The 24,468-nt window shown below is 61.5% G+C and carries 27 protein-coding genes and 2 pseudogenes; 11 read left to right on the top strand and 18 right to left on the bottom strand.

Annotation, left to right across the window (positions count from 1 at the left end):
- Positions 1 to 33 precede the first annotated feature (33 nt).
- From FJ425_RS00715 to FJ425_RS00725, 3 genes are all read right to left on the bottom strand, one after another.
- On the bottom strand, positions 34 to 858 hold the full coding sequence (locus tag FJ425_RS00715) for a Ku protein (protein WP_140542411.1): 825 nt from the start codon (positions 856 to 858) through the stop codon (positions 34 to 36).
- Positions 859 to 1,809: 951 nt separating this feature from the next.
- Positions 1,810 to 1,986, bottom strand: a complete 177-nt coding sequence (locus FJ425_RS31435) for a hypothetical protein (protein WP_181175776.1) — start codon at positions 1,984 to 1,986, stop codon at positions 1,810 to 1,812.
- 558 nt (positions 1,987 to 2,544) lie between these two features.
- On the bottom strand, positions 2,545 to 3,033 hold the full coding sequence (locus FJ425_RS00725) for a sulfocyanin-like copper-binding protein (RefSeq protein WP_140720991.1): 489 nt from the start codon (positions 3,031 to 3,033) through the stop codon (positions 2,545 to 2,547).
- Between the two features lie 229 nt (positions 3,034 to 3,262).
- On the opposite strand from FJ425_RS00725, the pseudogene FJ425_RS31840 reads away from it, so the two are divergent.
- A pseudogene (locus FJ425_RS31840) lies at positions 3,263 to 3,480 on the top strand (GNAT family N-acetyltransferase); the annotation flags it as partial.
- A gap of 75 nt (positions 3,481 to 3,555) precedes the next feature.
- Positions 3,556 to 3,771 carry a DUF1858 domain-containing protein gene (locus tag FJ425_RS00735; RefSeq protein WP_140542466.1) on the top strand — a complete coding sequence of 72 codons (216 nt, stop codon included), beginning with the start codon at positions 3,556 to 3,558 and terminating at the stop codon, positions 3,769 to 3,771.
- 165 nt (positions 3,772 to 3,936) lie between these two features.
- Here FJ425_RS00735 and FJ425_RS00740 read toward each other — a convergent pair whose 3' ends face one another.
- Entirely contained in the window at positions 3,937 to 4,632 is a 696-nt protein-coding gene (locus FJ425_RS00740) for a VIT family protein (protein ID WP_140542465.1), read from the bottom strand.
- A gap of 258 nt (positions 4,633 to 4,890) precedes the next feature.
- On the opposite strand from FJ425_RS00740, the gene FJ425_RS00745 reads away from it, so the two are divergent.
- The 3 genes from FJ425_RS00745 to FJ425_RS00755 are packed head-to-tail and all read left to right on the top strand — an operon-like array spanning position 4,891 to position 7,923.
- Positions 4,891 to 5,676, top strand: coding sequence for an FMN-binding protein (locus FJ425_RS00745; RefSeq protein ID WP_140720994.1), 786 nt, complete (start codon positions 4,891 to 4,893; stop codon positions 5,674 to 5,676).
- Between the two features lie 25 nt (positions 5,677 to 5,701).
- Positions 5,702 to 6,421 (top strand): FAD:protein FMN transferase, encoded by a 720-nt coding sequence (locus FJ425_RS00750; protein WP_246677838.1) that lies wholly within the window; start codon positions 5,702 to 5,704, stop codon positions 6,419 to 6,421.
- Positions 6,418 to 7,923, top strand: coding sequence for an RnfABCDGE type electron transport complex subunit D (locus FJ425_RS00755; protein WP_140720997.1), 1,506 nt, complete (start codon positions 6,418 to 6,420; stop codon positions 7,921 to 7,923). The genes FJ425_RS00750 and FJ425_RS00755 overlap by 4 nt, the downstream gene beginning before the upstream one ends.
- Before the next feature lie 7 nt (positions 7,924 to 7,930).
- Here FJ425_RS00755 and FJ425_RS00760 read toward each other — a convergent pair whose 3' ends face one another.
- Genes FJ425_RS00760 through FJ425_RS00770 form a run of 3 tightly spaced genes read right to left on the bottom strand, consistent with a single transcriptional unit; the run spans position 7,931 to position 10,259 of the window.
- Positions 7,931 to 9,271, bottom strand: coding sequence for a HAMP domain-containing sensor histidine kinase (locus FJ425_RS00760; RefSeq protein ID WP_140542406.1), 1,341 nt, complete (start codon positions 9,269 to 9,271; stop codon positions 7,931 to 7,933).
- Positions 9,271 to 9,936 (bottom strand): response regulator transcription factor, encoded by a 666-nt coding sequence (locus tag FJ425_RS00765; RefSeq protein WP_140542405.1) that lies wholly within the window; start codon positions 9,934 to 9,936, stop codon positions 9,271 to 9,273. Before FJ425_RS00765 ends, FJ425_RS00760 begins: the two co-directional genes overlap by 1 nt.
- Positions 9,933 to 10,259 carry a PepSY domain-containing protein gene (locus FJ425_RS00770; protein ID WP_140542404.1) on the bottom strand — a complete coding sequence of 109 codons (327 nt, stop codon included), beginning with the start codon at positions 10,257 to 10,259 and terminating at the stop codon, positions 9,933 to 9,935. The genes FJ425_RS00765 and FJ425_RS00770 overlap by 4 nt, the downstream gene beginning before the upstream one ends.
- A 127-nt stretch (positions 10,260 to 10,386) precedes the next feature.
- Here FJ425_RS00770 and FJ425_RS00775 point away from each other — a divergent pair, with 127 nt between their 5' ends.
- Positions 10,387 to 10,647 (top strand): hypothetical protein, encoded by a 261-nt coding sequence (locus tag FJ425_RS00775; RefSeq protein WP_140542403.1) that lies wholly within the window; start codon positions 10,387 to 10,389, stop codon positions 10,645 to 10,647.
- Positions 10,648 to 10,697: 50 nt separating this feature from the next.
- On the top strand, positions 10,698 to 11,165 hold the full coding sequence (locus FJ425_RS00780; protein WP_140542402.1) for a DUF2231 domain-containing protein: 468 nt from the start codon (positions 10,698 to 10,700) through the stop codon (positions 11,163 to 11,165).
- Positions 11,166 to 11,228: 63 nt separating this feature from the next.
- On the opposite strand, the gene FJ425_RS31845 is transcribed toward FJ425_RS00780, so the two are convergent.
- The 4 genes from FJ425_RS31845 to FJ425_RS00795 all read right to left on the bottom strand — a co-directional run bounded on the left by FJ425_RS31845 (position 11,229) and on the right by FJ425_RS00795 (position 13,602).
- Positions 11,229 to 11,837 (bottom strand): cation transporting ATPase C-terminal domain-containing protein, encoded by a 609-nt coding sequence (locus FJ425_RS31845; protein WP_246676356.1) that lies wholly within the window; start codon positions 11,835 to 11,837, stop codon positions 11,229 to 11,231.
- The gene (locus tag FJ425_RS31850) at positions 11,734 to 12,672 is read right to left on the bottom strand and encodes an HAD family hydrolase (RefSeq protein WP_246676355.1); all 939 of its coding nucleotides are present in this window, start codon (positions 12,670 to 12,672) and stop codon (positions 11,734 to 11,736) included. The genes FJ425_RS31845 and FJ425_RS31850 overlap by 104 nt, the downstream gene beginning before the upstream one ends.
- A 70-nt stretch (positions 12,673 to 12,742) precedes the next feature.
- Positions 12,743 to 13,240 (bottom strand): RES family NAD+ phosphorylase, encoded by a 498-nt coding sequence (locus FJ425_RS00790; protein WP_140542401.1) that lies wholly within the window; start codon positions 13,238 to 13,240, stop codon positions 12,743 to 12,745.
- An 11-nt stretch (positions 13,241 to 13,251) separates the two neighbouring features.
- Positions 13,252 to 13,602 (bottom strand): antitoxin Xre/MbcA/ParS toxin-binding domain-containing protein, encoded by a 351-nt coding sequence (locus tag FJ425_RS00795; protein ID WP_140720999.1) that lies wholly within the window; start codon positions 13,600 to 13,602, stop codon positions 13,252 to 13,254.
- Positions 13,603 to 13,922: 320 nt separating this feature from the next.
- Here FJ425_RS00795 and FJ425_RS00800 point away from each other — a divergent pair.
- Positions 13,923 to 14,590 (top strand): annotated as a pseudogene (locus FJ425_RS00800) (DUF1236 domain-containing protein).
- A 328-nt stretch (positions 14,591 to 14,918) separates the two neighbouring features.
- Here FJ425_RS00800 and FJ425_RS00805 read toward each other — a convergent pair.
- Complete coding sequence (locus tag FJ425_RS00805) at positions 14,919 to 15,116, bottom strand: hypothetical protein (protein ID WP_140542398.1); 198 nt, start codon at positions 15,114 to 15,116, stop codon at positions 14,919 to 14,921.
- Positions 15,117 to 15,329: 213 nt separating this feature from the next.
- Positions 15,330 to 15,563 carry a hypothetical protein gene (locus FJ425_RS00810; RefSeq protein ID WP_140721002.1) on the bottom strand — a complete coding sequence of 78 codons (234 nt, stop codon included), beginning with the start codon at positions 15,561 to 15,563 and terminating at the stop codon, positions 15,330 to 15,332.
- Positions 15,564 to 15,921: 358 nt separating this feature from the next.
- Here FJ425_RS00810 and FJ425_RS00815 point away from each other — a divergent pair, with 358 nt between their 5' ends.
- Together FJ425_RS00815 and FJ425_RS00820 are read left to right on the top strand one after the other, a co-directional pair.
- Positions 15,922 to 16,356, top strand: a complete 435-nt coding sequence (locus tag FJ425_RS00815; RefSeq protein WP_246676354.1) for an EF-hand domain-containing protein — start codon at positions 15,922 to 15,924, stop codon at positions 16,354 to 16,356.
- Between the two features lie 120 nt (positions 16,357 to 16,476).
- Complete coding sequence (locus FJ425_RS00820) at positions 16,477 to 16,800, top strand: YciI family protein (protein WP_140542396.1); 324 nt, start codon at positions 16,477 to 16,479, stop codon at positions 16,798 to 16,800.
- 16 nt (positions 16,801 to 16,816) lie between these two features.
- Here FJ425_RS00820 and FJ425_RS00825 read toward each other — a convergent pair whose 3' ends face one another.
- The 4 genes from FJ425_RS00825 to FJ425_RS00840 form a co-directional block, all read right to left on the bottom strand.
- A complete protein-coding gene (locus FJ425_RS00825) occupies positions 16,817 to 19,426 on the bottom strand; it encodes a TRAP transporter permease (protein WP_140721005.1) in 2,610 nt (869 codons plus the stop codon).
- Between the two features lie 87 nt (positions 19,427 to 19,513).
- The gene (locus tag FJ425_RS00830) at positions 19,514 to 20,482 is read right to left on the bottom strand and encodes a TAXI family TRAP transporter solute-binding subunit (RefSeq protein ID WP_140721008.1); all 969 of its coding nucleotides are present in this window, start codon (positions 20,480 to 20,482) and stop codon (positions 19,514 to 19,516) included.
- Between the two features lie 45 nt (positions 20,483 to 20,527).
- On the bottom strand, positions 20,528 to 21,874 hold the full coding sequence (locus FJ425_RS00835) for an aspartate aminotransferase family protein (protein ID WP_140721010.1): 1,347 nt from the start codon (positions 21,872 to 21,874) through the stop codon (positions 20,528 to 20,530).
- On the bottom strand, positions 21,871 to 22,755 hold the full coding sequence (locus FJ425_RS00840; protein WP_140721013.1) for a MurR/RpiR family transcriptional regulator: 885 nt from the start codon (positions 22,753 to 22,755) through the stop codon (positions 21,871 to 21,873). The genes FJ425_RS00835 and FJ425_RS00840 overlap by 4 nt, the downstream gene beginning before the upstream one ends.
- Positions 22,756 to 22,837: 82 nt before the next feature.
- On the opposite strand from FJ425_RS00840, the gene FJ425_RS00845 reads away from it, so the two are divergent.
- Positions 22,838 to 23,692, top strand: coding sequence for a 3-keto-5-aminohexanoate cleavage protein (locus FJ425_RS00845; RefSeq protein WP_140546213.1), 855 nt, complete (start codon positions 22,838 to 22,840; stop codon positions 23,690 to 23,692).
- Between the two features lie 133 nt (positions 23,693 to 23,825).
- Here the strand turns inward: FJ425_RS00845 and FJ425_RS00850 are convergent, their stop codons facing one another.
- Positions 23,826 to 24,431 carry a sigma-70 family RNA polymerase sigma factor gene (locus FJ425_RS00850; protein ID WP_140546214.1) on the bottom strand — a complete coding sequence of 202 codons (606 nt, stop codon included), beginning with the start codon at positions 24,429 to 24,431 and terminating at the stop codon, positions 23,826 to 23,828.
- Positions 24,432 to 24,468 lie beyond the last annotated feature (37 nt).

A 24,468-nucleotide genomic window follows, 5' to 3' on the forward strand; every position in this document is an offset into this window, starting at 1 on the left:
AAAGAAATACATACGGGGCAGTCCGTTGCCACGCTAGGCGGATTTTCGCGCGGGCTTCGCGTTTGGCCGCCCCTTGATGCCCTCCGCAGCGAGGCTCTTCTTCAGCACTGCAGCAAGGTCCACCACGTTCTCCTTGGGTTTCGGCGCCGGCTTGGGCGGCTTCTTGCCCTTGCGCTTGGCGTCGATCATGGCGATCAGCGCATCCTCATAGGTATCTTCGAATTTCGAGGGGTCGAACTTTGTCACCTTCTTGTCGATCAGCAGCCCGGCAATTTCGAGGAGATCCTTGTCGTATTTGGGGCTTTTCACGTCCTCGAAGACGCTCGTTGCTGAAATCATCTCGTTGTGGGTTCGCAATTCGGTCAATAGCATTCCTTTGCCGAAGGGCTGGATAATGACTTCCCTGCCCCGCTGATACAGCACAACACAAGATCGCGCCGCGACCCGCTTCTTGGCCATTGCTTCCCGCAGCACCGAAAACGTCTCAACAGCGGCACCGTCGGCCGGAATGACGTAATAGGGCTTTTCCAGATACCTCGTGTCGATCTCATCGATCGCGACGAAGCCCTCAATGTCGAGCGTATGCTGCGACGTAAGCTTCAGCTTTTTGATCTCGTCCGGCTCGATTTCGAGGAAGTCGCCCTTCTCAGCCTCGTAGCCCTTGATCTGATCTTCTGAAGGAACGATATCGCCGGTTCCTTCATCGATATACGCGCTTTTCACCGGCAAGCCGTTTTCGCGGTTCAGAATCTTGAAATGGATCCTCCCGGCCTCAGTGGTTGCTCCCACCAGCTTTACGCCGCATGCGACCGATCCAAATTTCAGGAAACCTTTCCAAACCGCGCGCGGCGCTGCCATGTTTCATCCTCCGTTAGATGAAGAAACACTGGCGCCCGCCGGGGGTTCCGACTTCATTCAGTTTCCCAGAAATCGATAAGCTTTTTTGAGCCTGCCGACCCGCGAGGGACGAATGGCAGGCTCTCGGACTGTGGGCAGTCCGAGGATAACGCGCCATCTGGCGAGGGTGCGCCACCCGACAACTAAGGCTGCCAGGCGCCCTACGTTCCATTCTCGGGTCAGTCCTGCAATGACGCGTGTCGCAGGTCGTCTTCGCCGCGCATGTGTTTCAGTCGCCCTATTAAGCCCGGCCGAACCTATTGCGTGGCGGGCCGCTTCATGCCTCGGCGCCGAGCCAGCGCGTTCCTGCACGCGCTGCCAAGGTCGTTCGCGCTTCTCACGGTTCAGGGTGATGAATGCAGGTCCAACATACGCCCTGTCCCTCCACGAGGGCGAACGCCGGTTTGCCCGGTTTTAATCCTCGACGGCCAAGCAAATCGTACTCGTCGACAGCATAGGATTTCGTCTACAGCCAAGCTGTCGAGTGCCAGGGCGATGGACGGAATTCTTCCGCTTCGAGACGATGACTTCGAAGCCAGTTTGATCGGCCACGTGCAACACTGCCGCTCCAGCGCCCAGCGGCGCCTCGCTGAACTATATGCGGCCGCCGGCAGCGATCATTCCTGGCGCCGGGTGATGGCTCGCGCAGCTCGCCGAAGGGTGCTTCGGCATCGATCCCGTGGACCTTGCGTTCGCGTTCTGCGTGGTCCCGGAGGACGACGATCCAGCGTCCGCGTCGTAAGCAAGGATGAGGCTGCTCGATCGAATGTGCAAATCAAAAGGCCGCTTCTGACCCCTGTCGGGCCTGCCCGATGCCAAAACGTAACTCGGGCGAAATCCGTTTATTTGCCGAAGCGCAAACAATTCGCGGAAAGTGCCGAGGCCCGCCAGGTCCCGCTCCGACTTATTCCGCTACACAAAGATCATCACGGCCGCGCCGCCGAGAACGACCAGGGCCAACCCCGCGATAAGCATGGGCAGCAACGTGTGGCCCGTCGTGGCCCCGCTTGCCGCTTCGGTGCTGAACACAAGCGCCGGCCACTCTTCGATCACTTTTTGCTCCTCGACCATGAACTTCATCACCTTCACTTTGCTTGCTGGGGACATGCAGCGCATGCTCGGTGCAACATCGACTTTATCCAGCGGTTGCTTCCGGACGCTGACGCTATCGGGTCGACGATGTTGGCTCTTTGCGTTCGCGCAAATCTGCCCTTGAAAAGCAGATAGCGAACAGCTTCAAGCGAGCCGGCCATTGCTCCCGCAACGTGCCTCGCTCGTATCAGGCGCTCCGGTCGACGACGCGCCCGTCAGGAAGCACGAAATAAGCCCGCGTCGCCCCGGCGCCGGCGAGAGCCGAAGTAGCGCGGTCCAGGGGTAAAACGGCCAAGGCGGTCGAAAGCGCGTCGGCATCAGGTCGGTGCGGCAAACCTTATTCGACATGGTCGCGAACGCCAGCGAGGCGAAACGGGCGAAGTGGATTGGGCAAATGCGTGCTCTCGGTCAGCGGGGACTTTGAGACGCTGACTCGAAAAATCGCGAGAGCAATCGGGCCTGGTGGCTCGGCAAACAAATGCCGGAGCCTTGTGGGGTATCCCGAATCTCCGAATTAGACTGGCGATCCCGACATTCGGCCGAGAGCCGGCCAGCCTAAGGATTGACTGTAAATTCGGTCCACATGCCGGCGGCGTAGTGACCGGACACGTTGCAGATGAGCAGGTATCTTCCGGGCTTCAGATCAACGGTCAACGAACCCGATTTACCGGGATCCAGCTCCGAAACCTCGCCCTCGTCGCCAGCTTTGTCTTCATCGACCCGGTTCTCGGCATCGATGTAAGGAAGAGGCTTCTTCGCATCGGCAAGGAATATCACGATCATCTCGTGGATAGTATCCTTGGAATCGTTCTTGAGCTTGAAGGTCACCTTTCCTGCTTTCACCGCACCGCGCGAAATCTTGATGCCCATGGTGGCCTTTGTGCTGTCCAGTCCTGGCGCTGCATAGGTGAGCCCGGTGGGCATCTCCATACTCGCACCCTTGTCCCACAACGAGACTTGGACAAGCGCCGCAGCCTGGACGATATTAGAACTGCAAGTCATGAGCACAGCGGCGACAAGTCCAAGCTTGGATATTGTCCTCATGGCAATCCTCCTTGCGGCGGCAGCATGAGCGCTCACGCCTGTCCTCACCCTGCTCGCGCGGCCATCCGCAGTCCTTGCGCCAAATCAAACTGATGGTGGTGAAATCGGCTGCACGCCGATTCGGCTGTCAGCCGCTGTCAGGTTGAATCGGGTATATCGCCGAAGTGACGATGAAATCATCGTCTCCCAAGGCCGATCGAAAACCCACCTACAGGCGCGACACCCGCGCTTTCTCGCTTTTTCGAGCGGCGGAATGCTGATCGCGGTGGCGACGCTTGCAGCCGATCCGGCCGACAGGCGTGGCGAAGTCGCCATCTGCATCCGCGAGGATCGCAAGCATCTCGGCGTCGGCTGGGAGTTCCTCGGCTATATAGCGCGTACGCCGAAGACCATGACATCGAGACAATCGAGTCGATCGAAAGTCGCGAGAACCGCGCGGCGATCGACCGTCAAGCAAGCAAGACGATGTCATCTTTGTTTCAGAGCAAGGAAGGCACCGGAAAGCTCGGTCAGGATGCCTGCATGAAGCGCAAACTGAACCACGATGCGACGATGGACGGGATCATGCGCGCGACCCCGGCAACGATCCGCGTCGTTCTCCAGCACGCGATGCTTTGCGTCGGCTGTCCGATCGCTTCCTTTCACACCCTTTCCGAAGCGGCGCGCGAGCATGATTTGGACGAGGACCGACTTCGCCGGGATCTTGAGGCAGCGATCAAAAGCGGTGACGTGGATTAGCGTATCAGGCGGCTTGCGACGTTGATATCGATCAACGAGGGCCATCCGTGTCGGGGAGTTGCTTCGCCAGGCTGGCTATTTTCTCGCCCAGGACATACCAGCACGTTAATGATGAACATAACGTGGCTCCGCATGGGTCCAACGCCTCGATGAAAGCGGCGGACCTTAGCCCGCAGTCCCGAATATCGCGCCAATGCCTGCGGTCAGCGCCATAGCCAGCGCTCCCCAGAAGGTGACGCGAATGGTGGCCTTCCATACATTGGCACCCCCTGCCCTTGCGCCGATTGCGCCCAGCACCGCCAGGAACAACAGCGACGCTATCGAAACGACGGCAACAAGTTGGGAGGGCGATGAAAGCAGCACCATCGCCAGCGGCATGACCGCGCCGATTGAAAACGCCGCCGCCGAAGCCAGCGCGGCCAGTATCGGTCGCGCAGCGGTTATCTCGGAAATACCAAGCTCGTCACGGGCATGTGCGCCAAGAGCGTCCTTTGCCATCAACTGATCAGCCATCCGCAACGCCAATTGAGGCTCCACACCCCGATCGACGTAGATCTGGGCAAGCTCGTGCCTCTCGAATTCGGGTTGGCTCGCCAGTTCTTTTCGCTCACGTGCGAGATCCGCGTGCTCGGTATCGGCCTGGGAACTGACGGATACATATTCGCCGGCGGCCATCGACATGGCGCCAGCCACCAGGCCCGCGACTCCGGCGACGAGCACGCTGGCCGTGGTGGAATTGGCGCTTGCAACGCCAATGATCAAGCTGGCGGTCGAGACGATGCCGTCGTTTGCGCCGAGCACTGCGGCTCGTAACCAACCGACACGTGAAACCAGGTGATTTTCGGCGTGAAGACGACTCATCTGAGCAGGGGAACAATTGTCGGTTCGGCCATGGTTTGGGTCCACATCGGCAAGCACAGGAAGGCAGTCCGACTGTTCACTGCTCCTCGAGCCGAACAAATGCCTTGATCAAAGTCAATCGGCGTCCCAGTTCGTCGACTCGGCATTCTTCGCAGGCCGGAGCGCTGACAGCCAGTTGTCAGCCAGCTCGTGAGATATTGCTCCTAACTTGCACGAACCGGCTTCGGCCGCAGCGTGCTCGAAATCGGAACAATGCTCATGAAACAGCTCGCCTTGTCTCTCTTCGTGATCGCCTCGTCCGGGGCCTATGTCTGGGATCAGGCGGGCAAGCTTTCAGACAACGAACTGATCGACACACAGGGGACCGCCGACGCGGCGCAACAGGCCACGTTGCCGCCGATTACTCGGCTCTCTCCTGCCAGTCCAGTCCCATCAGCGGCAGCCATCTTCCCGGTCGTTCCCCAGCCGAATGCGGCACAGGAGCCGGCGCCACGCACAACGGTCGAACCCGGGAAGGATACTTCCGCGACGATTGCGGTCACGGCACCGCAGCCCATCATTACCGACATGCTGCCGAAGGTCACGCCGACACCGCCCCCGTCGCCGAAGCGAACGGTGGTGCTCCCAAGTGAAAATGCCGTCCCGCCGCGGACACCGTCATTCGCGGTGACGCCTGCCGTCTACATTCCCGTCCCGCAGCCGCGGCCGGATTATCCCCAGGCGCGCGTCCTCCATACGGGCATGAAGCTCGCGACGCATGGCTATACCGACGGGGTCTACACCGGCCCTGCCGCCGACGCCTACTACGGCATCATCCAGATTCAGGCGCTTGTCCAGGGTGGCCGGGTCACGGCACTGAAGGTGCTGAGATACCCCAATGATCGACGTACCTCTGTCAACATCAACCGGCAGGCTTTGCCGATGCTGCGCGATGAAGCGATCAGCGCGCAGAGCGCCGATGTGGATATCATCTCGGGCGCAACGCTGACCAGCAAGGCCTTCATCCAGTCGCTCGGCGGCGCCCTGAGCAAGGCTTCTTCCTGACTCCATGCGCGAGACCCGAATTCTGATGGGAATGCCCGTCACACTCGATGTTGATGGCGCCGCCGGCTCGCTGATCGATTCCGTCTTCGACTATTTCGGGCAAATCGATCGCCGATTCAGCACCTACAGGACCGATAGCGAGATTTCCGCCATCAACCGTGGCGACGTTCCGATCAAGGATTGGAGCGGCGAGATGATGGAAGTGCTGGCGCTGGCCGAGCGGACAAGAAGCGAAACGAACGGATATTTCAATATCCGCAAGGTCGACGGTTCGCTTGATCCCTCCGGAATCGTGAAGGGCTGGGCCATCCGCAATGCCGCCGATATCGTTCGCGGAGCCGGCGTCGGCGATTTCTTCATCGAGGCGGGCGGCGACATTCAGTCTTGCGGCAGGAATGCGTCCGCGCAAGACTGGAGCGTCGGCATCCGCAACCCCTTCAAGACGGAAGAGATCATCAAGGTCATCTATCCGCGCGGTCGCGGCGTCGCCACGTCCGGCACCTATGCGCGCGGCCAGCACATCTACAATCCCCATGAACCTTGCGACGCTATCACCGACATCGTCAGCCTGACGGTCATCGGACCCGATGTGCTCGAGGCCGATCGCTTCGCCACCGCTGCCTTCGCCATGGGCCGGGACGGTATCCTTTTCATCGAGCAGGCTCCCGGGCTCGAGGGGTATGTGGTCGACGTCAATGGCCGCGCCACGTCGACAAGCGGGTTCAGAGACCTTTGCAAACTATGATCAAGGCAGTCGACCGTTTGCTCGATCACCTGACCATGTATCGGCTGGTGCTTTACTATCTGATGGCGCTGCTGGGCGCGGCCTTCGCCTTCGGCTTCGTCAAGCTCGTGCCGCATGATCCGCTTGCGCTCGTCTACACCACGGCCCTGACGGTTTCGGTCTGCTGGGTTACCAACAAGGCTTTCGCCCTGGTCTTCGAGGTTCCGGCGAACAACGAATCCGTCTACATCACCGCGCTCATTCTGGCCCTCATCCTCGATCCGGTCACGGATCTGAACGGCATCGCCGCCGTCGCTTTCGCTTCAGTCTGGGCGATCTCATCCAAGTTCATCTTCGCGGTCGGCAGAAAACATCTTTTCAATCCAGCGGCCCTCGGTGTGGCGTTGTCGGCCCTGCTGCTGGACAAACCGGCTATCTGGTGGGTCGGTGGCAATCCCTGGCTGCTTCCCCTGGTGGTGGTCGGCGGCATTCTTGTTGTCAGAAAGCTACGTCGCCTGGATCTCGTCGCGACATTTGTGGCCGTAGCGGTAGCGACGATCCTGGCGACGACTGAGCCCGCGCAATATGGCAATGCGCTCAAGGAGACGCTGAGTTCGTCGCCGATGCTGTTCTTCGCCTTCGTGATGCTGACCGAGCCGCTGACCGCGCCTACACAGCGCTGGCCGCGTGTCGCCTTTGCCGGTGTTGTCGGCCTTCTGTTCGCGCCCAATATCCATGTCGGCTCGTTCTATTTCACGCCCGAGCTCGCTCTCCTGGTGGGTAACCTCTTTGCTCACGCCGTGAGCCCGAAGGGCCGTTTCGTGCTGACATTGGAACGCATCGAGCAGACCGCCGTCGACAGCTATGACTTCATCTTCAGATCGCAGCGGAGGCTCGCTTTCCAGGCGGGTCAGTATCTTGAGTGGACACTTGGCCTTGACCGTTCCGACAATCGCGGCAACCGGCGTTATTTCACTGTCGCCTCATCGCCGACCGAGCAATCGGTGCGGCTTGGCGTCAAGTTCTATCCGCAATCGAGCGCTTTCAAGCGGGCGCTGGGAGCCATGAAGCCGGGCGCCACGATTCACGCTTCACAACTGGCCGGCGATTTCACGCTGCCGTCCGATCCGAAAACCAAGATCGCTTTCCTGGCGGGCGGCATCGGCATCACGCCCTTCCGCTCGATGCTGCAGTATCTCGTCGATCGCAAGGAAGTGCGGCCCGTCGTCGTTCTCTATGGAACGGAGGGACAAGGCGACATTGCCTATCGCGACGTGCTTGGCCTGGCGAGACGCGAACTGGGCATAAGGACGTTTCATGCCGTGGCCAAGGGTGCTGAGCACGGCCAGTATCCCGGTTACATCGACGCACGCCTCGTGCGCCTCACCATGCCCGACTATCTCGAACGCACCTTCTACATCTCCGGCCCCCAGGCGATGGTCAAGGCGTTGCGCAGGAAGCTGTTGGCCATGGGGGTTCGCCGTTCCAGAATCAAAGTCGATTACTTCCCGGGATTTGCCTGAACACAGCTCAACTATGACGAGGCAGGTAGATGGTCACCGCCAGACCGGAGTTGGCATTGGCCATCTCGAGGCGGCCGCCATAGGCTTCGACGACATCTGAGACGATTGCCAGGCCGAGACCGCTGCCGCCGCCCTTGCTGTCGAGCTGGACTCCGCGCAACAATGCGGCATTCCGGGCGGCCTCGGGGATGCCCGGCCCATCGTCGACGACTTTGATGATCACCTCCCCAGCGCTTGCGGATGCGCTTACATGGACCTGGGTTTTCGCGAAGCGCGTCGCGTTTTCCAACAGATTGCCGAGAATCTCGGATAGATCGCCCTCCTCGACCGGCGCTATGAAATCCTCGGCGACATCGATCGCGAATGAGAGCTGCTTGCCCCTTGGCGTTCGTCTAACGACGGCAACCACGCCGTTGGCCACCTCTCGGACAAGGCAAGCGGCATCGCCGGAAACGCCAGGCGCCATACGAGCGCGCGCCAGTTCCCGCTCGACATGGCGGCGGATTGCGCCGGCGCTTTTCTCGATCTCGTCGGCAAGTTCGGTCTCACCCTTCTTGCGCAGAGCGCGGATATCGGCCGACAGGACCTGCAGCGGCGTCTTGAGGCCGTGCGCCAGATCGGTGGCGCGCGAGCGTGCGCGAGACAGGGCCTTCTCCTGGGCGGCGAGCAACCGATTGATCTCGTCCGCGAGCGGCTGCACTTCGCTCGGCGCGGCCACATCGAGACGAGCCTTCCGCTGCGCAATCACGTCCCTGACCGCTACGCGCAAGCCTCCCAATGGCGCCAAACCGACGGTGATCTGGATGAAGAACGCTCCCATCAGGGCGAATGCGAGCATCATAAGTGCCGGTACGAGATCATGGACATATTCGCCGACCGAGACTTCAACATTACGATGATCCTCCGCAACGACGGCACGAAACGCCCGCCCGTCGGCGTCGGTAATCGTGCGCAGAACGGCAACCGTGAGCTCGCCGCCTGGCCCCTTGAGCTCTTCCTTCCGCAGCTCGCCATTCGCTGATTGTTCAGGCAAGGCGAGTGTGGCATCCCACAAGGAGCGCGATCGAACGAGGCTGTGGGTTGCAAGGTCTTCCACTTGCCAGTAGTGGCCGGACAGCGGACTGGCGAAGCGCTGATCGGAAAGCGTCGAAGCGACAGACAGACGGCCGCCGGCCGCGAAGCTCGTCGCGCCGATCAGCTCGTTGAGGTCGACGGTCAACTCGCTGACGACTCGTCGCTCGACGTTGAGCTCGAACAGATAGCGCAGGCCGACGCCTGCAATGGCAAGAGCGATCACGATCGATATGGCTGCGGCCGACCATAGCCTGAAGCGGATCGAATTGCGCATCAGCCGGGCCCGTCCGGCACGAAATATCCGAAGCCGCGTCGGGTTTCGATGATATCGCTGCCAAGCTTGCGCCTCAGACGCGCAACGATGACCTCGATCGTGTTCGGGTCGCGTTCGTTGTCGGAACTGTACAGATGCTCGGCGAGCTCGGTCGGCGCGACCACGCGACCGGCATGATGCATCAGGAACGCGAGAAGCCGATATTCGAGCGGCGAAAGCGCCACGGGAATGCCGCGAAGGCAGATGCGCATCTGGCGCGTGTCGAGCAACAAGGGACCCGATTTCAGGACCGGTGCCGCCTGCCCGCTTGAACGGCGCAGAATGGCGCGCAATCGTGCGAGCAACTCCTCCATTTCAAAAGGCTTGGGAAGGTAATCGTCTGCTCCGGCGTTGATGCCTTCCACCCGCTCGGTCCACAGCCCCCGCGCGGTCAGGATCAGCACCGGAAAGCGCCGTCCGTTGGCGCGCCAGCGCTTCAGCACCGTGAGGCCGTCAAGCTTCGGCAATCCAAGGTCGAGGATCGCCGCATCGTAGTTCTCGACATCGCCTGCAAACCACGCGGCTTCACCATCACTCACGATATCGACGGCCATGCCCGAGGCCTTCAAGACCCCCGCGATATCGGCCGCGATGCGCGGTTCGTCTTCCGCCACGAGGATCTTCATTTACGGTCGCCTTCACTGCTCAAGACGCCACCGGCGCCGGCATCGATGTCAACGATCCTGCGCCGCCCATCGGCGGCAACCACCTGGAACCGATAGATCCACCTGTCTCCGGCGCGAATGAGGTCAACCGCAACGATCTCGCCTGGAGCCCTGGCGCGGACAATGGCCATGATATGGGCGAGACCCTCGATTTCGCCGCGCTCATAAAGATCGCGCGCCCGGTCGTGGTCATCGTCGTCGTCCTGCGCCCGGACGACTAGCGGCGTGGCCAGCACAAATGCGGCCACTCCCAGAGCGGCGAGGCTCATCACAACGGTTTTCATGGGAGAGAGCTGTCGCATGTGGAAGCTGTCAAACCGCTGTCAATCATCATCAGCCGGCGGCAAGGAGCACGTCTCTATCAAGGGCCGCCGCGCCCGATGACGGGCGCTCAGAGAGGGATACGAAACCATGCGCAATTTTCCCGTCTTGCTTGTCGCCCTCGGAGGTTTGACCGTTTTTGTCATACCCGCCCTTGCGGAATCCGACCATGGATCATGCGCAACCGCATCCGCCGCCTCTTCCGCGCCAATCGACCTCGAAGCTATCCCCATGATGAGCGCCGCTGGTCCCAAGTCGGTCAAAGATGTCGGCGACGAATGCGGCGACGGCAAGCCGATCTCCGGCGCTCGCAGCGATCGGGAAGACGAGGAACTCGGGGACAACGACTGACAGCCGACCGAGCGTCCAACGACCATCAAGCTTCCGGGAGAATATCTGCAATGCCCGAAATTCAGCATATCCATCCCATCCTGGTCCATTTCCCCATCGTGCTCATGTACGCGCTCGTTGTCATCGACCTTGTCGCGCTCGCCAATCGCAATGCCGTGACGAAGCGCTCGGGCGTAGGGACGATTTCCACCTTTGCCGCCGTCGCCGCCGGCCTGTTTGCCGTCGGCACATGGTTCTTCGGCGGCTTGGCCCTTGACCACGCGGAGGCGGCCGGCTTCAGCAGCGAGATAGCGGAAATCCATGAGGGCTTGGGCGGGATCAGCGCCTTGACCTTTCTGGGCTGGGGCCTGCTCCGGCTCGCGCTGTGGGTGCGAAACCGAGAGCTGGCCACGCTGGCCCCCGCCATTCCCGCGATTGAAATAGCCGGCGCGGCGCTGGTCACGGTGACAGGCTACTATGGGGGGCAGCTGGTTTACGATCTTGGCGTGAATGTCACCAAGGCCGCCGTCGGCGGTTGACGTCGCCCTGTTAGATATCGAGCCGTTGCACTTTGCGGGAATCGCCGAACCGCGTCCTTGGGTTCAGCCAGGGATGCCGATCGGCGCGACCGATTTGGGATTTGACCCGGGACTTTCTCGTCTAGGCTTGCTTCGATTACCATGGCCGAAAAGGCGGCTCTTGGTGATCTCCGACACAAGCACGTACAGCGTGGTGATTGCGAGTAGCACGGCCAGCACAGGTCCTGGCAGAGGCACAAATCCGAACCTGCTGGCGAACGGTGCGAAAGGGATGGCGATGGTGATAATGCCGACGCCGAGGGCGAGGCCCGCAAGCAAATGGCTGGGATGGCTGCGCCACAGCCTCTTTTGGGTCCGCACCACAAGCACGATGGAGAGTTCGGTGAGCAGCGATTCCACGAACCACGCGGTCTGAAACGTGGCTGCCGTGGCGTGAACGGCCAGAAGAAGGTACGCGAAGGTTGCAAAGTCGAACAGTGAGCTCACCAGCCCGAAACTCACCATGAAGCGTCTCACGAAATGAATATCCCAGTGACGTGGCCGACGCACTTGATCGACATCGAGATTGTCACCCGCAATCGCGAGAGCCGGGATGTCGGAGAGGAAATTGTTCAGCAGGATCTGCTTGGCCAGCAGAGGCAGGAATGGCAGGTAAAGCGAGGCGGCGGCCATGCTGATCATGTTGCCGAAATTGGCGCTGGTCGTGATCGAGATGTACTTCATCGTGTTGGCGAACGTTTTCCGGCCATCGTCGACGCCCCTTACCAGCACACCTAGATCGCGCTTGAGCAAGAAGATGTCCGCGGCCTCGCGCCACATCGACAGCCGTATCGACCGAAATGCCGATGTCTGCCTCATGAAGCGCCGGCGCGTCATTTATGCCGTCGCCTAGATAGCCGACCACATGGCCGCTCCGGCGCAACGCCTCGACAATACGCTCTTTCTGGTTCGGGTCGATCTCGACGAACAGATCGGTGTTGCGGACGCCGGCCAGAAGCCCGTTCTTCGTTAGCTTCGATAGATGTGCGCCGGTCATGATCCTGTCGGCCCGCAGGCCCACGGCCTCTGCCAGATGCGCCGCGACATAGCGGTTGTCGCCGGAAATGACCTTTACGCCGATGCCGCGACCGGCGAGCGCTGACAGTGTCTCCCGTACACCCTCCTTAGGCGGATCGAGGAACAGCAGGAACCCCGCGAACGCCATGTCGGTTTCATCGTCGCGGCTGAAGCCCGCCTTGCTTTGAAATCGCCGGATCGCCAGGCCGAGAACGCGATAGCCTTGCGTGCTCCAGCGTCTGAATCGTTCATCGATTGCCTCGCGTTCCGTCGCGCCGAGGGGTATCCAGCCATGCACGAAACCACAAGCGTCGAGGACGTTCTGCACGGCTCCCTTGGTGATAAGGATCTGTTCGCGCTTGCTGTCCTGGACGGCGACTGACAAGCGCTTGCGAACAAAATCGTAGGGAATCTCGCCGATCTTGGTGAACCTGACGGTCGGAGTTGTCATTTCAGTGCAGCCCTAACCGGTTCCCTGTCGAAGGCAGTATAGTTGGCAACGCGGGCAGCGGCCGGCTAGATCAACCGAGCCGTTGCTCGTCTTCGATCAGCTCGAGCCTGGATGGGGCAGTGTCACCCCATCGCCACAGAACGAGATTCAAGTCGCCGATTGCGGCGGCGCCCTTGGCGAAGCTCGGCACGAGCAGGCCATTATAGCCTTGCGCGAACATCTCACGGGCAAATCGCTGCGTATGCGCCTCGCCATGGTCTCTCATCTGATCGCGCCATGTCGGGTCGGCGAGGGCCGCCGCATCGAGACCCATTGCTGTAAGTGCAGTGGCGTCGCCCGCATCGAAGACGGCTTCGATCTCGGCACGATAAGTGACCAGCGTCGTCGGCTGCAGATCGCCAACTTGGTTGGCTTCGCGCAAAGCTGTCAGGATCGAAGTCGACGCACAGAGCGCCGGCATGCCTTTGGGGTTGAAACGCCCTCCATAGAACTCGGCACCGCGTCCCGACATGGGCTCGCGGCCATACACCGGATTGAGGGCGCGGTAGAGCCGGCCCGAATAGGTGATGGCGGCGATGCTCAGGCGTAAATCCCTGCATCGACCGAGTCGATGAAGTCGAGGACCTCATCGGCTCGACCCTCCCGAACGAGCTGCATAGCCGTCTGCCCCGAAAATCCCCGCAGCGGCTCGGACCGATACCAGGCGTACGCCATGAGCGCGGAGCCAAATCGCGGCTCGACCTTGTTCACTATTTCCACCATCTCGCGCAGGCGGCGCTGCGTCTTGTCTGAGCGCACCCGCTCCCGGCGCTGGATCGCGTCTTTGCCTAGACCAGCGGTACGCGCGATCTCCTCGCTCGTGGTGCGGAAAGCCTCCGCAATCTTCTTCGGTGCGAACAAACCGTTATCCGCATATCGTGCCAGGCCCATCGCAGCACCTCCGTGCACTGGCCAAAAACTATGACGCTATGTAGCGTCAGTTGTGCTGGCATTTCAAGACCTGCCCGGCTTCTCCCCGCAACGATTGCTGATTCAGTGGTCCTAAAACTACTCCACGGCCTATCGCGCGACGGTGTGCGCCAAGGCCACTCCGATGATGCCAGCCCGATCTATCTAGACTCAAGCGGGAGCAGCAGAGACAGCTCAATGATGACATTTGGAATCTATCCGTTCAGCGATTCCGCCAGCGGAACGCACGCGCTTCTTCCTCGTTTTTGGCTCTGAGGGAACCATGAAACGGAGACAGAACGATGAGAAGGCTTTTGTTACCTGCAGTGGCAGGCGCGCTTGTCGGCTGGTCTGGCGCAGCTTTTGCCGACACTCCCGTATCCGCTACTACAAACCTTAATGTTCGCGCCGGTCCGGGCTCGCAATATCCAGTCATCGGCGTGCTGCGGGCGGGTCAGACGGCCACACTGAACGGCTGCCTGCAAACTCGAAATGGTGCACCATCGCCGAGGCCGGTGGTCAAGGCTGGGTCTATTCCGATTACGTTACCGCAGAATTCGGCGGCAATCGGGTCGTCTTAACCGAGCGGCCGGCCAACTCCGGCGTCGCGATCGTGAGAGCTCCTCGCGATCAGGCTAATGCCGGAGCGGTCGCCGGCGGCGCTACCGGAGCGATCGCCGGCGCTATCATCGGAGGCCCAGTTGGCGCTGCTGTGGGCGGCGCGGCGGGGATCGTGGGCGGCGGTGCGGCTGGCACCGTGATCAATCCGCCCGAACAGGTGCGTACTTACATCAGCGAGCATCGGGTCAAGCCTGTTTACCTTCAAGGAAAGGTTGTGACGGGCGCAACCCTGCCCGACACGGTAGCCTTGCAGAAGATCCCGAACTACCGGTACCGGTACGTCTATGTGAACAACCGACCGGTGCTGGTTGAGCCGTCGACGCGCCGCATCGTGTATGTGGAAGGCTGAACGTGCCAATCGGCAAGGAAAATAGGGACAGCAGGAGCGGTCTCGACCCCGAGCCGCATACGCCCGTTCGGGAGCGCTAGAGGCCGCGCCGTCCCAAGCCATCAAAATCGTTGTTGGCCAAACGGCGCGGCAGCGCTCTCCAGTCCCTAAAATTAAGCTTCGGGCACCTGGTTGCGGGGCCCGGAAGCCGCCCCTTCAATCGGTCTCAGCGGAAAATAGCGGTGCCAGCCGAGCCCGAACGGCACCGTGCGATCGCCGAGCTTCGTCACGCCAAGGATCGCATTGCAGCTCATCCCTTCGCATTCGAAGCTTGCAGAGCGCGATAGCGCTAATGCTCTCCTTGAAATTTGAGCGACAGCGGTGCCGTCTGAAGTCCAATAACCCCTGGGACAAGCACTGCCTGCGTGGTGAAGTTGGCTTCGACCAGAAGACGGTTGCCTTCGAGCCTGTTGTCGAACGGGATCAAACGGAAGCAGCCGGCCTTGAGCGAGTCGCGATCCGAACGTTCGGGCGGCAGGCGTAGCATCGGCTGACGTGGCCGAGATTAATCCCCAGCCGCCAGATCAATCCGCCTTTCGTGGAGAGCCCACAGCCTGACGGTTGCCGGCGATCTCGATGTCGGCCATCGCCGGCCTCTGATGCCAGTCGCCGCGATGGCACGCGCGAAGTGGCGCTGCAAGGCGAGGAAGAGGATCGCCGTCGGCAGCGTCGCCACGCCCGCGGACGCGATTAGCACATTTTACTTCATCGATGTGCCGGCGCCGCCGACCAAAATTGCCAGCCCGAGCGCCTGCAGGTCTCGCCGGAATTGGTAGCGATCAGCGGCCCGAAGAATTTGTTCCAGCCGGCGACGACGGTGAAGGTGGCCATCCTGGCAAGACCGGGTCTTAGTGAGCGGCAAGAGGACGCGCCAGAAGAAGCCGAACGGCCGCAGCCAGCGCTGACCTCCATCCAATGTCCACTCGAGGTTCACGTTCCGTTCCTCAAAAAGAGTTGATTATCAGCGCCTGCATCAGCGTTCCAAACGAGGACGCCACAATGAGCTACTTGATGCTCCGGATCTCGATCGCTCCGACCATGTTTGCCCAACCCGTCCCTCATGCCCTCTTGCCGAAGAAACACCGGCCGGAACAATCGAGCATACCGCCAGTTTGGGCAGCCCAATCCGCTTGAGGCAGACCACGGCCAACCAAATGGAGCATGTCATGAGATTCCCTTGCTGCACGACGGCTGCGGCCGCCGCTCTTATTTTCGCTAGTTTCCCTGCTCTCGCCCAGACAAACGGAACCCCTGCGCCTCCCCCGGCGACTGAACAGCCTGGTGCCGGGCAGTTGCCGGATGCGAATGGGCAAGCGGGCGGCCCAACGCGTGAAATGATCCGCCAGATGATTGACCAAGCCATCCAGGAGCGGATGCAGCAGGATCGAAGCTCTGACGTGGCCAACAATCGTCAAGAAGAGCATGACAACGCTCAGGACAGCGCAGATCGTCATGGCGTCCCTTGGCATAAAAACCGTTATGGCGGCCCGTCCGGCGAGCACTGGATGGCTGGACACCATGGCCCGCGTATGATGATGCGCGGCGCCGGAATGCGACTGATGTTCGCGTTTTTGGACACAAATGGCGACGGATCGTTGTCCGAAAACGAGGTTCAGGACGCTGTCGGGCGCATCTTCTCTGCAATCGACCAGAATGGTGATGGGAAGATCGACATGGATGAGATCCAGTCCTTCTTGCACGGCTCTGGCGGTGAAGACATGCGGTAGGAGATCTCCCAGCAATCAGGTCAAGACGGCTCTTCGCGAGGTAGTCGTGCCAATCTCGTCTTGCCCGAGTTAGGTCCTCGCCTGAGCTTCACGTCGAACCCCGCGAAAGCAGACGTCCCGATGCCAAAATTCGTTACAATCCAATATGGCGACCCGGCCGGATACGATCGCACTCTACAATCCGTCAGGGATGCTGCTCATGAACAGGACGAGAGGTTGCGCTCGGAAGGCGCCCTGATAGGGAGGGCGGGGACGCCGGTACAGGTGCCTAATCCGGATGCACCAGGTGTAAAGACGCAGGAGGGTGCCTTCATGTCGTCAGACCTGCCGATCGCCGGATTTGCCGTGATCGAAGCTGCTGACCTGGGCGACGCTATCGACAAAATCTCGCACGTCCCCTGCGCTGTCGCGCACGGCGTCGTTGAGGTATGGCCATTGAAATGAAACACAGGGCAATACCTCAGGGAACGGCTCCAACTGGCAAGGCGGCCTGCTTTCGGCGCCTCTGTAGCCAGAAAACCAGACCGAACAGGCAAAGCGCGGGAAGCACGAACCAGTAGCGCGATGGACGGTCGTTTGGCACCATGACCCCGGTGATTTCGTCACCGGGCTGCAGCCCGAACTTCGCCGCCTGGCTTCCGAGCCGCACGATGCCGACCGTCATGCTATCACCCAGCTCACTGACGCTCAGTCCTGCGCTCTCCAGCCGCTCCGTGGCATTCTTGCCTTCGGCGAGATCGAGCCTGACCAGCTTCTCGATCTCGTCCCCATTGATGTTGACCGTCTTCAACCTGAGGCGAACCGCCTGCCCCGCCGGCGTCGCATCAACAGTCTGGTTCAACTGCGACACGGGTTTTTCAACAAAGGGCTCATCGACCAGATCGAGCCAGTAGCCGGGCCGGAACAGCGTGAAGCAGATCAGCAAGAGGGCTATGGCCTCGTACCAGCGATTTCGAACGAGGAACCAGTTCTGCGTCGCTGCAACGAAGGCGATCATTGCCAGCGCGGATGTGCCTACGACGAGGACAAAATCCAGCGGGCCCTGCAGGTCGATCATAAGCAGGCCGTTGTTGAAGATGAAGATGAACGGCAACAGCCCCGTCCTGATTTCGTACTTGAATCCCTGAAAGCCAGTCTTCACAGGATCGGCGCCGGAAATCGCGGCGGCTGCGTATGCAGCAAGACCGACGGGGGGCGTCACGTCGGCCATCAGTCCGAAATAGAAGACAAAAAGGTGCACCGCCACCAGCGGCACGGCCAGGTCGTTCTGCGCCGCGAGATTGACCATCACCGGAGCCATCAGCGTCGCCACGACGACATAGCTGGCGGTGGTCGGCATGCCCATTCCCAGAATGAGGCAGATAACGGCGGTGAACAGCAGCATGATCATGAAGCTGCCGGCCGAGATGAATTCGACAAGCTCGGTCATTACCAGACCGACGCCGGTCAGGAGCACCGTGCCGACGATGATGCCGGCCGTTGCCGTGGCGATGCCGACCGTGGTCATGTTGCGTGCGGCCGCCGACAGCCCCTCGATGAGATCGACGAAGCCTTCCCGCCAACGCGGCGCAAGCTGACGCTCCGCGCGGAAGAACGCCGTCAACGGGCGCTGCGTGACGACCAGCGCCATCAGCGCGGCGGAGCCCCAGAAGGCGGAGAGGCCTGGCGAAAGCTCTTCCACCATCAGGCACCAGATGAGGAGCACGACCGGCAGCAGGAAATGCAGCCCGGTTCGTGCCGTCTCGCCGAAATGGGGTATTTCCCGAATGTCGCCTTTGAGGCTCTCCAGGGGCAGGTCGGGATGCTTCGCCCTGTAGGCGACGAGAACGACGTAGACGATGATGAGCGCCGCGACGATCATCCACGTGGCGGCGCTCCCGAAGAAAGTCTTTGTCCATCCGATGCCGTAATAGACGAGGCCAGCCAGAATCACGAACGCGCAGATACCCATCAGAGAGCGCACGGCCCCTTGCAAGGCGGGATGTCGGCTGCGCGACGGCAGACCCTTCAACCCCATTTTCATCGCTTCGATATCGACGATATAGAAGAGCGAGCCATAGGTGAGCAGCGCGGGAAAGAAGGCGTGCTTGACTACTTCGGCGTAGGAAATGCCGACATATTCGGCGATGAGGAAGGCGGCCGCTCCCATCACGGGCGGCATGAGCTGCCCGTTGACGCCGGCCGCGCATTCGATCGCGCCGGCTTTGACCGGCGTGTAGCCGACGCGCTTCATCAGTGGAATGGTGAAGGTGCCGGTGGTGACGACATTGGCGATCGACGATCCGGAGATCATTCCCGTCAGGCCAGAGGCCACGACCCCGGCCTTGGCGGGGCCGCCGCGATACTTGCCGAGGATGGAGAAGGCAAGCAGGATGAAGTAGCCACCTGCCCCCGCTCGCTCCAACAATGTTCCAAACAGCACGAACATGAAAACAACGTTGGTCGAGACGCCGAGCGCTACGCCGAACACGCCCTCGGAGGTGAGCCACATCTGCGAGGCCGCGCGCGACAGAGTGGCACCCTTGTGCGCCAGCAGGCCGGGCATATAGGGCCCAACGAAGATGTAGATCAGCATCAGCCCGGCTATGACGGTGATTGCCGGGCCGACGGCGCGCCGGGCAGCTTCCATCAGGACGACAATTCCAACGATGGAGATGATGAGGTCCGCCGTCGTGGGAAGCCCGGGCCGCGTTGCAATCTCACTGTAGAATACGACGAGGTAGAGCGCTGCGGCGGCCCCGGCGACGGCCAGCACCCAGTCAGGCAGCGGAACACAATTGCGCGAGGAGCTTTTGAAGGCGGGAAACGTGACGAGCGCCAGAAAAAGTGCAAAGGCCAGATGGATGGACCGCGCGATCCCGTCGCTGACGACGCCAAAGCCAAGCACGTAAGGGATCGGCGAGGAGTACCAAAGCTGGAACAGCGACCAGGCGAGCGACACCGCCAGAACGAGATACGCGGCGAGACCCGTCGGCTTACGCCCACCAGTGTCGGCCTCCGCCACGATCTCATTCAGCTTGTCGAGGTCGACGTCTTCAGGCGCTTCCACCTGGCGGAACTGATCTGTCATCGCTCTCCTTCGGCCCCTACTCTTTCATATTGGCGTTTCGGCTTGCGGCCGGGCTGCCCTCCGAGGCAGCCTGGCCATGCCGAAGGTTCATAGCCAGCCTTTCTCCTTGTAGTAACGCTCGGCGCCCGGATGCAGCGGCGCCGAAAGGCCGGCCTTGACCATCTCCTTCGGATCCAGATTGGCGAAGGCCGGATGCAGCTTCTTGAAATCGTCGAAGTTCTCGAAAACCGCCTTGACCATCTCGTAGACCACATCGTCGGGCGTCTTGGCGCTCGTCACCACGGTGGCGCGCACGCCGAACGTCGTCGTTGGATCGGGATTGTTGGCATACATGCCGCCGGGGATGGTCGCGACGGAATAATAGGGGTGTGCCTTGACCAGCGCGTCGACGGCCGGACCAGTCAGCGGAACGAGCTTGGCGCCGCACGCCGTGGTCGGATCCTGGATCGCGGCGGACGGATGCCCAACGCCGTAGAAGAAGCCGTCGATCTTGTTGTCGCAAAGCGCACTGCCCTGTTCGTCGGCCTTGAGCTCGGCGGCGAGCGAAAAGTCCTTCAGCGTCCAGCCCATCTGTTTCAGCAGCTCTTCCATCGAGGAGCGCGTGCCGGAGCCGGGATTGCCGACGTTGAAGCGCTTGCCCTTGAAGTCCTCGAAGACCTTCACGCCGGCATCCGGCCGCGCCAGAACGGTGAACGGTTCAGGATGGACCGAGAAGACCGCGCGCAAGTCCTTTATGGCCTTGCCGTCGAAAGGGCCGACGCCGTTATAAGCCTGAAACTGCACGTCGGACTGGGTAAGGCCGAAATCGAGGTCGCCGGTATTGATTGAGTTGACGTTGAAGACCGACCCGCCCGTCGATTCGGTCGAGCAGCGTATGCCGGTCTTTTGTCTGTCTTTGTTCATGAGCCGGCAGATGGCGCCGCCCACGGCATAATAGACACCGGTCACACCGCCGGTGCCTATGGTGATGAACTTCTGCTCGGCAAACGAAGGTGTGGCGGCAAGCAGGCACCCCGCCGTGCCGGCGGCTATTAAGGTTTTCAGCAAGTTACGCATTCGACTTCCTCCCTGGTGGTCCTCCGGCCTTGCGCCGGGCTCTGGTCAGGCGCGTCCCGCCAAATCGGGAGCGCGCAAGGCTGCATCGACAGCATCGCCGAGCCGTTCGACGATGGCGTCGATGTCCTGGCTGGTGGAAATGAACGGCGGCGCGAGCAGCACATGGTCACCGCGGGCGCCATCGATCGTGCCGCCCATCGGATAGACCATCAATCCGTTGTTCATCGCTTCGCGCTTGATGCGCGCGTTGAGTTTCAGCGCCGGATCGAAAGGCTCCTTAGAACCACGGTCCGCCACGAGTTCGATCGCCTGGAACAGGCCGCGGCCGCGAATGTCGCCGACATGATGATGATTCCCGAAACGTTCCCTCAGGCGCCGCTCCAGATGCAGGCCCGTTGCGCTGACGTTGTCGAGCAGATGGTCGCGGCGGATCACCTCCTGGACGGCGAGCCCAGCCGCCGCGGCCATCGGATGGCCCATATAGGTGTGGCCGTGCTGAAAGAAGCCGGAGCCATTCGCGAAGGCGTCGAAGATATGCCGGCCGAGCAGCACGGCGCCGATGGGCTGATAGCCTCCGCCGAGTCCCTTGGCGATGGTCAAGAGATCGGGAACGACGCCTTCCTGCTCGCATGCGTGAAGCGTGCCGGTGCGGCCCATGCCGCACATCACCTCGTCCAGGATGAGCAGGACGCCGTAGCGGTCGCAAATGGCTCGGACGCGCTTCAGGTAATCAGCCACCGGCGGCACGGCTCCGGCAGTCGCGCCGACCACCGTTTCGGCGACGAAGGCGATGACCTCGCCGGCGCCGAGTTCGAGTATCTTGTCCTCCAGGGCCTGCGCCGCTCGCGCAGCGTACTCGGCGTCGCTTTCGCCGGGCAGCTGATAGCGATAGGCGAAGCACGGATCGATGTGGTGGGTTTCGATGAGCAGCGGCTGAAACTGCCGCCGCCGCCATTCGTTGCCCCCTGCAGCGAGCGCGCCGAGCGTGTTGCCGTGATAACTCTGGCGGCGGGCGATGACGTGGCGGCGCTGCTGCTCGCCTTTCTCCACGAAATACTGCCGCGCCATCTTCAGCGCGGCCTCGACGGCCTCCGATCCGCCGCTGACGAGATAGACATGGCTGATACCAGCGGGTGCATCTTCAACGAGGCGGTCGGCCAGCCGCTCGGCAATCTCGGTGGTGAAGAAACTGGTATGGGCATAGGCAATGCGGTCGAGCTGATCACGCAGCGCCGCCATGACATCTGGATGGCCATGACCAAGGCACGAGACGGCCGCGCCGCCCGATGCATCGATGTAAGCGCGGCCGTCGCTGTCGAATATTCGGATGCCCTTGCCGCCCACTGCGAAGGGGAGCGAGCCTTTGATGGTGCGGTGGAGCAGATGGGTCATTTCTTGCCCAGACGCGGTTTGAGGTGAACGTTGAGCGCTGCGTGATGCTCATCGGTACGTCGCAGTTCCGCCAAGGTCTGCTCGCCGCCGTGGCCGGTAAGGAGCGCAGCCAGAATTTCTGCGACAGCAAAGGCCGGCGCCATGGTGTGGAAGAAGGACGGACTTTGCGTCGGCACGAGGATGACCTTCGTTGCGATCTGGGCGAGCGGCGCCACCTCGCTGTCCGTGATGGCAATGACCGGAACACCGCGCCTGGCGGCATATTCGGCGATCTCCACCGTCTGGCGCGTGTAGGGGAGCACGCTCGCCACCAGCAGCACGTCGTCGGGGGTGGCGCGGCCTATCGCGTCGGCACCGGTTGCGGCAACGCCGTCGAGCAGCACCGATCGATCGCCGACGAGCGACAGGACGTAGTGCACGTGCCAGGCGACGGGGTGGCTGGAGCGCAGGCCGAGGCAATAGATCCGCCGCGCCGACGAGAGGCAACTCGCGGCCGCCACGATCCTATCCAGAACCTCCGGCCCCGAAAGCCGGTCGATGTGGGCGGCGAGCGCATCCATCATCTCGGCGGCCTGGCCGCGATCGCCCCTGAGCTTCTGGCTGAGCACCTGGATCCCGGCTTTTCCGGCAAAGCCCTGGTATCCGCTCCGAACCGCTGCCGCGTAGGTATCGCGTATGACGTCGTAACCTTCGAAGCCGAGATGCTTGGCGAGACGCGTCATCGTGGCCGGCTGCACGCCTGCCTGCCTCGCCTGTTCGCGCATCGAAAGAAGGGCCACGTCGCTCGGATGGTCGAGCATGTAGCGCGCTGCGGCCTGCAGCTGCGCCGACATGCCGTCGAACTCTGCGATGATGCGTTCCGTCAAAGGCCCCTGACCCATCACGGCAGTCTGGCGCGCCTCAATCCTATTTGCAACAAGTGATTCACAAGATATCGTAATGATCCAATTGTCTGGTCCCGACATGATGTCCCGATCCTCCGATAGGCCGGTTGCCATTGCCGTTGCGCCGAATGGCGGCCGGCGCACCAAGGCCGACCATCCGGCCTTGCCCATGACGCCTGCCGAACTCGCTCGAGCGGCGGCCGAGTGCCTCGAGCGGGGCGCGGCAATGATCCACCTCCACGTGCGCGACCGGCACGGCCTGCACATTCTCGATCCTGACGCCTATCGGGCTGCCATCCTTGCCGTTCGCCAGGCAGTCGGCGACGGCATGGTGGTGCAGATCACAAGCGAGTCGCTTGGCGCGTACGAGCCTGGAAGGCAGATGGATGTGGTGCGCGAGACCAGACCCGAGGCGGTATCGCTCGCGCTGCGTGAGCTTGTCCCCGGCAGAGATGCCGAGCCAGATTTTGCGGCATTCCTGGTTTGGCTGAAGCGTGAAACCATAATGCCGCAGATCATCCTTTACGACCCTGACGAGGCTTTGTATCTGTTCGACCTGCACCGGCGCGGCCTGATCCCCTGGGATCACATTCCCGTGCTTTTGGTTCTCGGCCGCTATACGGCGTCACAGCAATCTGCCCCGAACGATCTGCTGCCGTTTCTTTCACCCGGCATTCCGCGTTTCCGGTCGTTCATGGTCTGCGCCTTCGGTCGTGACGAGGCTGCTTGCGTATGCGCGGGAGCATTGTTTGGTGGCGACGTCCGGGTCGGGTTCGAAAACAATCTTCTGCAGCCGGACGGTTCGATGGCGGCATCGAATGCGGTTCTGGTCGATACCGTGGCGCAGCGGCTGCGGGGATTTGGGCGCCCAATACAGTCGGCCGCCTCGTTGCGCCATGCCTGGGCGGCTGGAGACGACAACGAACAACTTTGAACGGCATTGCCGGGCCACTCTGCCTACGTCGCAAAGGCGGGTATCACCGAAGCGCAGGCGCTCGAACTTGTTTCTCTGCTCGGCCTGAACTGGGCCTCGTTGATGAGACAGGGGAAGGCAATGAGGGGAGAGCTCAGCGCAGGTAGGCTTCGGCGGTCTTGGCGTCCTGCGCGCCAGTATCCGAATGGTGCTCCGAAAGTTGACGGCGTGGCTCGATCAGCGCTTGCGGCGAGTTTTCCTCCAGGAATTCCAGAACACCGGCACGGGCACGGTTAAGCCGGCTTTTTACGGTTCCGACGGCACAACCGCAGATCTCCGCCGTTTCTTCGTAGCTGACGCCCAGCACGCCGATCAGCATCAAAACCTCACGCTGATGGGACGGCAGCTTCTGGATGGCTTGATGCACTTCCCTGCTTTGGACGGACCATTCCTGGGAGGGTTCCGAAATCGGCCGGCTGGAGGCGCAGTCGAGCAGGCCGGGCGCCTCCCTGGCCGCCGCTTTGACACGCGTGTAGTGCGTGTTGCGCATGATGGTGAAGAGCCATGACTTCAGGCGCGTGCCCGGCTCAAACTTGTCCAGGTTGGCAAGTCCCTTGGTTAACGTCTCCTGGACGAGATCGTCGGCGTCATAGGCCTCCCGACAGAACGTTCGCGCAAAAGCCCGCAAGGCAGGAATGAGAGCGACGATCGAGATCTCACCGGCGTCAGGGTTCGCAAGCTTATGCTCCGTGGCTGACAATTTTCCGGGCCCCGGCGAGTAGGAGTGGATGATATGC

This window comes from Mesorhizobium sp. B2-7-2, from assembly GCF_006440775.1.
Lineage (GTDB): Bacteria > Pseudomonadota > Alphaproteobacteria > Rhizobiales > Rhizobiaceae > Mesorhizobium.

Coding starts and splice junctions, on each gene's coding strand:
- FJ425_RS00715 (WP_140542411.1), bottom strand. CDS start 858: ATGGCAGCGCCGCGCGCGGTTTGGAAAGGTTTCCTGAAATTTGGATCG.
- FJ425_RS00725 (WP_140720991.1), bottom strand. CDS start 3,033: ATGAGGACAATATCCAAGCTTGGACTTGTCGCCGCTGTGCTCATGACT.
- FJ425_RS00735 (WP_140542466.1), top strand. CDS start 3,556: ATGAAGCGCAAACTGAACCACGATGCGACGATGGACGGGATCATGCGC.
- FJ425_RS00740 (WP_140542465.1), bottom strand. CDS start 4,632: ATGAGTCGTCTTCACGCCGAAAATCACCTGGTTTCACGTGTCGGTTGG.
- FJ425_RS00745 (WP_140720994.1), top strand. CDS start 4,891: ATGAAACAGCTCGCCTTGTCTCTCTTCGTGATCGCCTCGTCCGGGGCC.
- FJ425_RS00750 (WP_246677838.1), top strand. CDS start 5,702: ATGGGAATGCCCGTCACACTCGATGTTGATGGCGCCGCCGGCTCGCTG.
- FJ425_RS00755 (WP_140720997.1), top strand. CDS start 6,418: ATGATCAAGGCAGTCGACCGTTTGCTCGATCACCTGACCATGTATCGG.
- FJ425_RS00760 (WP_140542406.1), bottom strand. CDS start 9,271: ATGCGCAATTCGATCCGCTTCAGGCTATGGTCGGCCGCAGCCATATCG.
- FJ425_RS00765 (WP_140542405.1), bottom strand. CDS start 9,936: ATGAAGATCCTCGTGGCGGAAGACGAACCGCGCATCGCGGCCGATATC.
- FJ425_RS00770 (WP_140542404.1), bottom strand. CDS start 10,259: ATGAAAACCGTTGTGATGAGCCTCGCCGCTCTGGGAGTGGCCGCATTT.
- FJ425_RS00775 (WP_140542403.1), top strand. CDS start 10,387: ATGCGCAATTTTCCCGTCTTGCTTGTCGCCCTCGGAGGTTTGACCGTT.
- FJ425_RS00780 (WP_140542402.1), top strand. CDS start 10,698: ATGCCCGAAATTCAGCATATCCATCCCATCCTGGTCCATTTCCCCATC.
- FJ425_RS31845 (WP_246676356.1), bottom strand. CDS start 11,837: ATGGCCGCCGCCTCGCTTTACCTGCCATTCCTGCCTCTGCTGGCCAAG.
- FJ425_RS31850 (WP_246676355.1), bottom strand. CDS start 12,672: ATGACAACTCCGACCGTCAGGTTCACCAAGATCGGCGAGATTCCCTAC.
- FJ425_RS00795 (WP_140720999.1), bottom strand. CDS start 13,602: ATGGGCCTGGCACGATATGCGGATAACGGTTTGTTCGCACCGAAGAAG.
- FJ425_RS00805 (WP_140542398.1), bottom strand. CDS start 15,116: ATGCTACGCCTGCCGCCCGAACGTTCGGATCGCGACTCGCTCAAGGCC.
- FJ425_RS00820 (WP_140542396.1), top strand. CDS start 16,477: ATGCCAAAATTCGTTACAATCCAATATGGCGACCCGGCCGGATACGAT.
- FJ425_RS00825 (WP_140721005.1), bottom strand. CDS start 19,426: ATGACAGATCAGTTCCGCCAGGTGGAAGCGCCTGAAGACGTCGACCTC.
- FJ425_RS00830 (WP_140721008.1), bottom strand. CDS start 20,482: ATGCGTAACTTGCTGAAAACCTTAATAGCCGCCGGCACGGCGGGGTGC.
- FJ425_RS00835 (WP_140721010.1), bottom strand. CDS start 21,874: ATGACCCATCTGCTCCACCGCACCATCAAAGGCTCGCTCCCCTTCGCA.
- FJ425_RS00840 (WP_140721013.1), bottom strand. CDS start 22,755: ATGGGTCAGGGGCCTTTGACGGAACGCATCATCGCAGAGTTCGACGGC.
- FJ425_RS00845 (WP_140546213.1), top strand. CDS start 22,838: ATGATGTCCCGATCCTCCGATAGGCCGGTTGCCATTGCCGTTGCGCCG.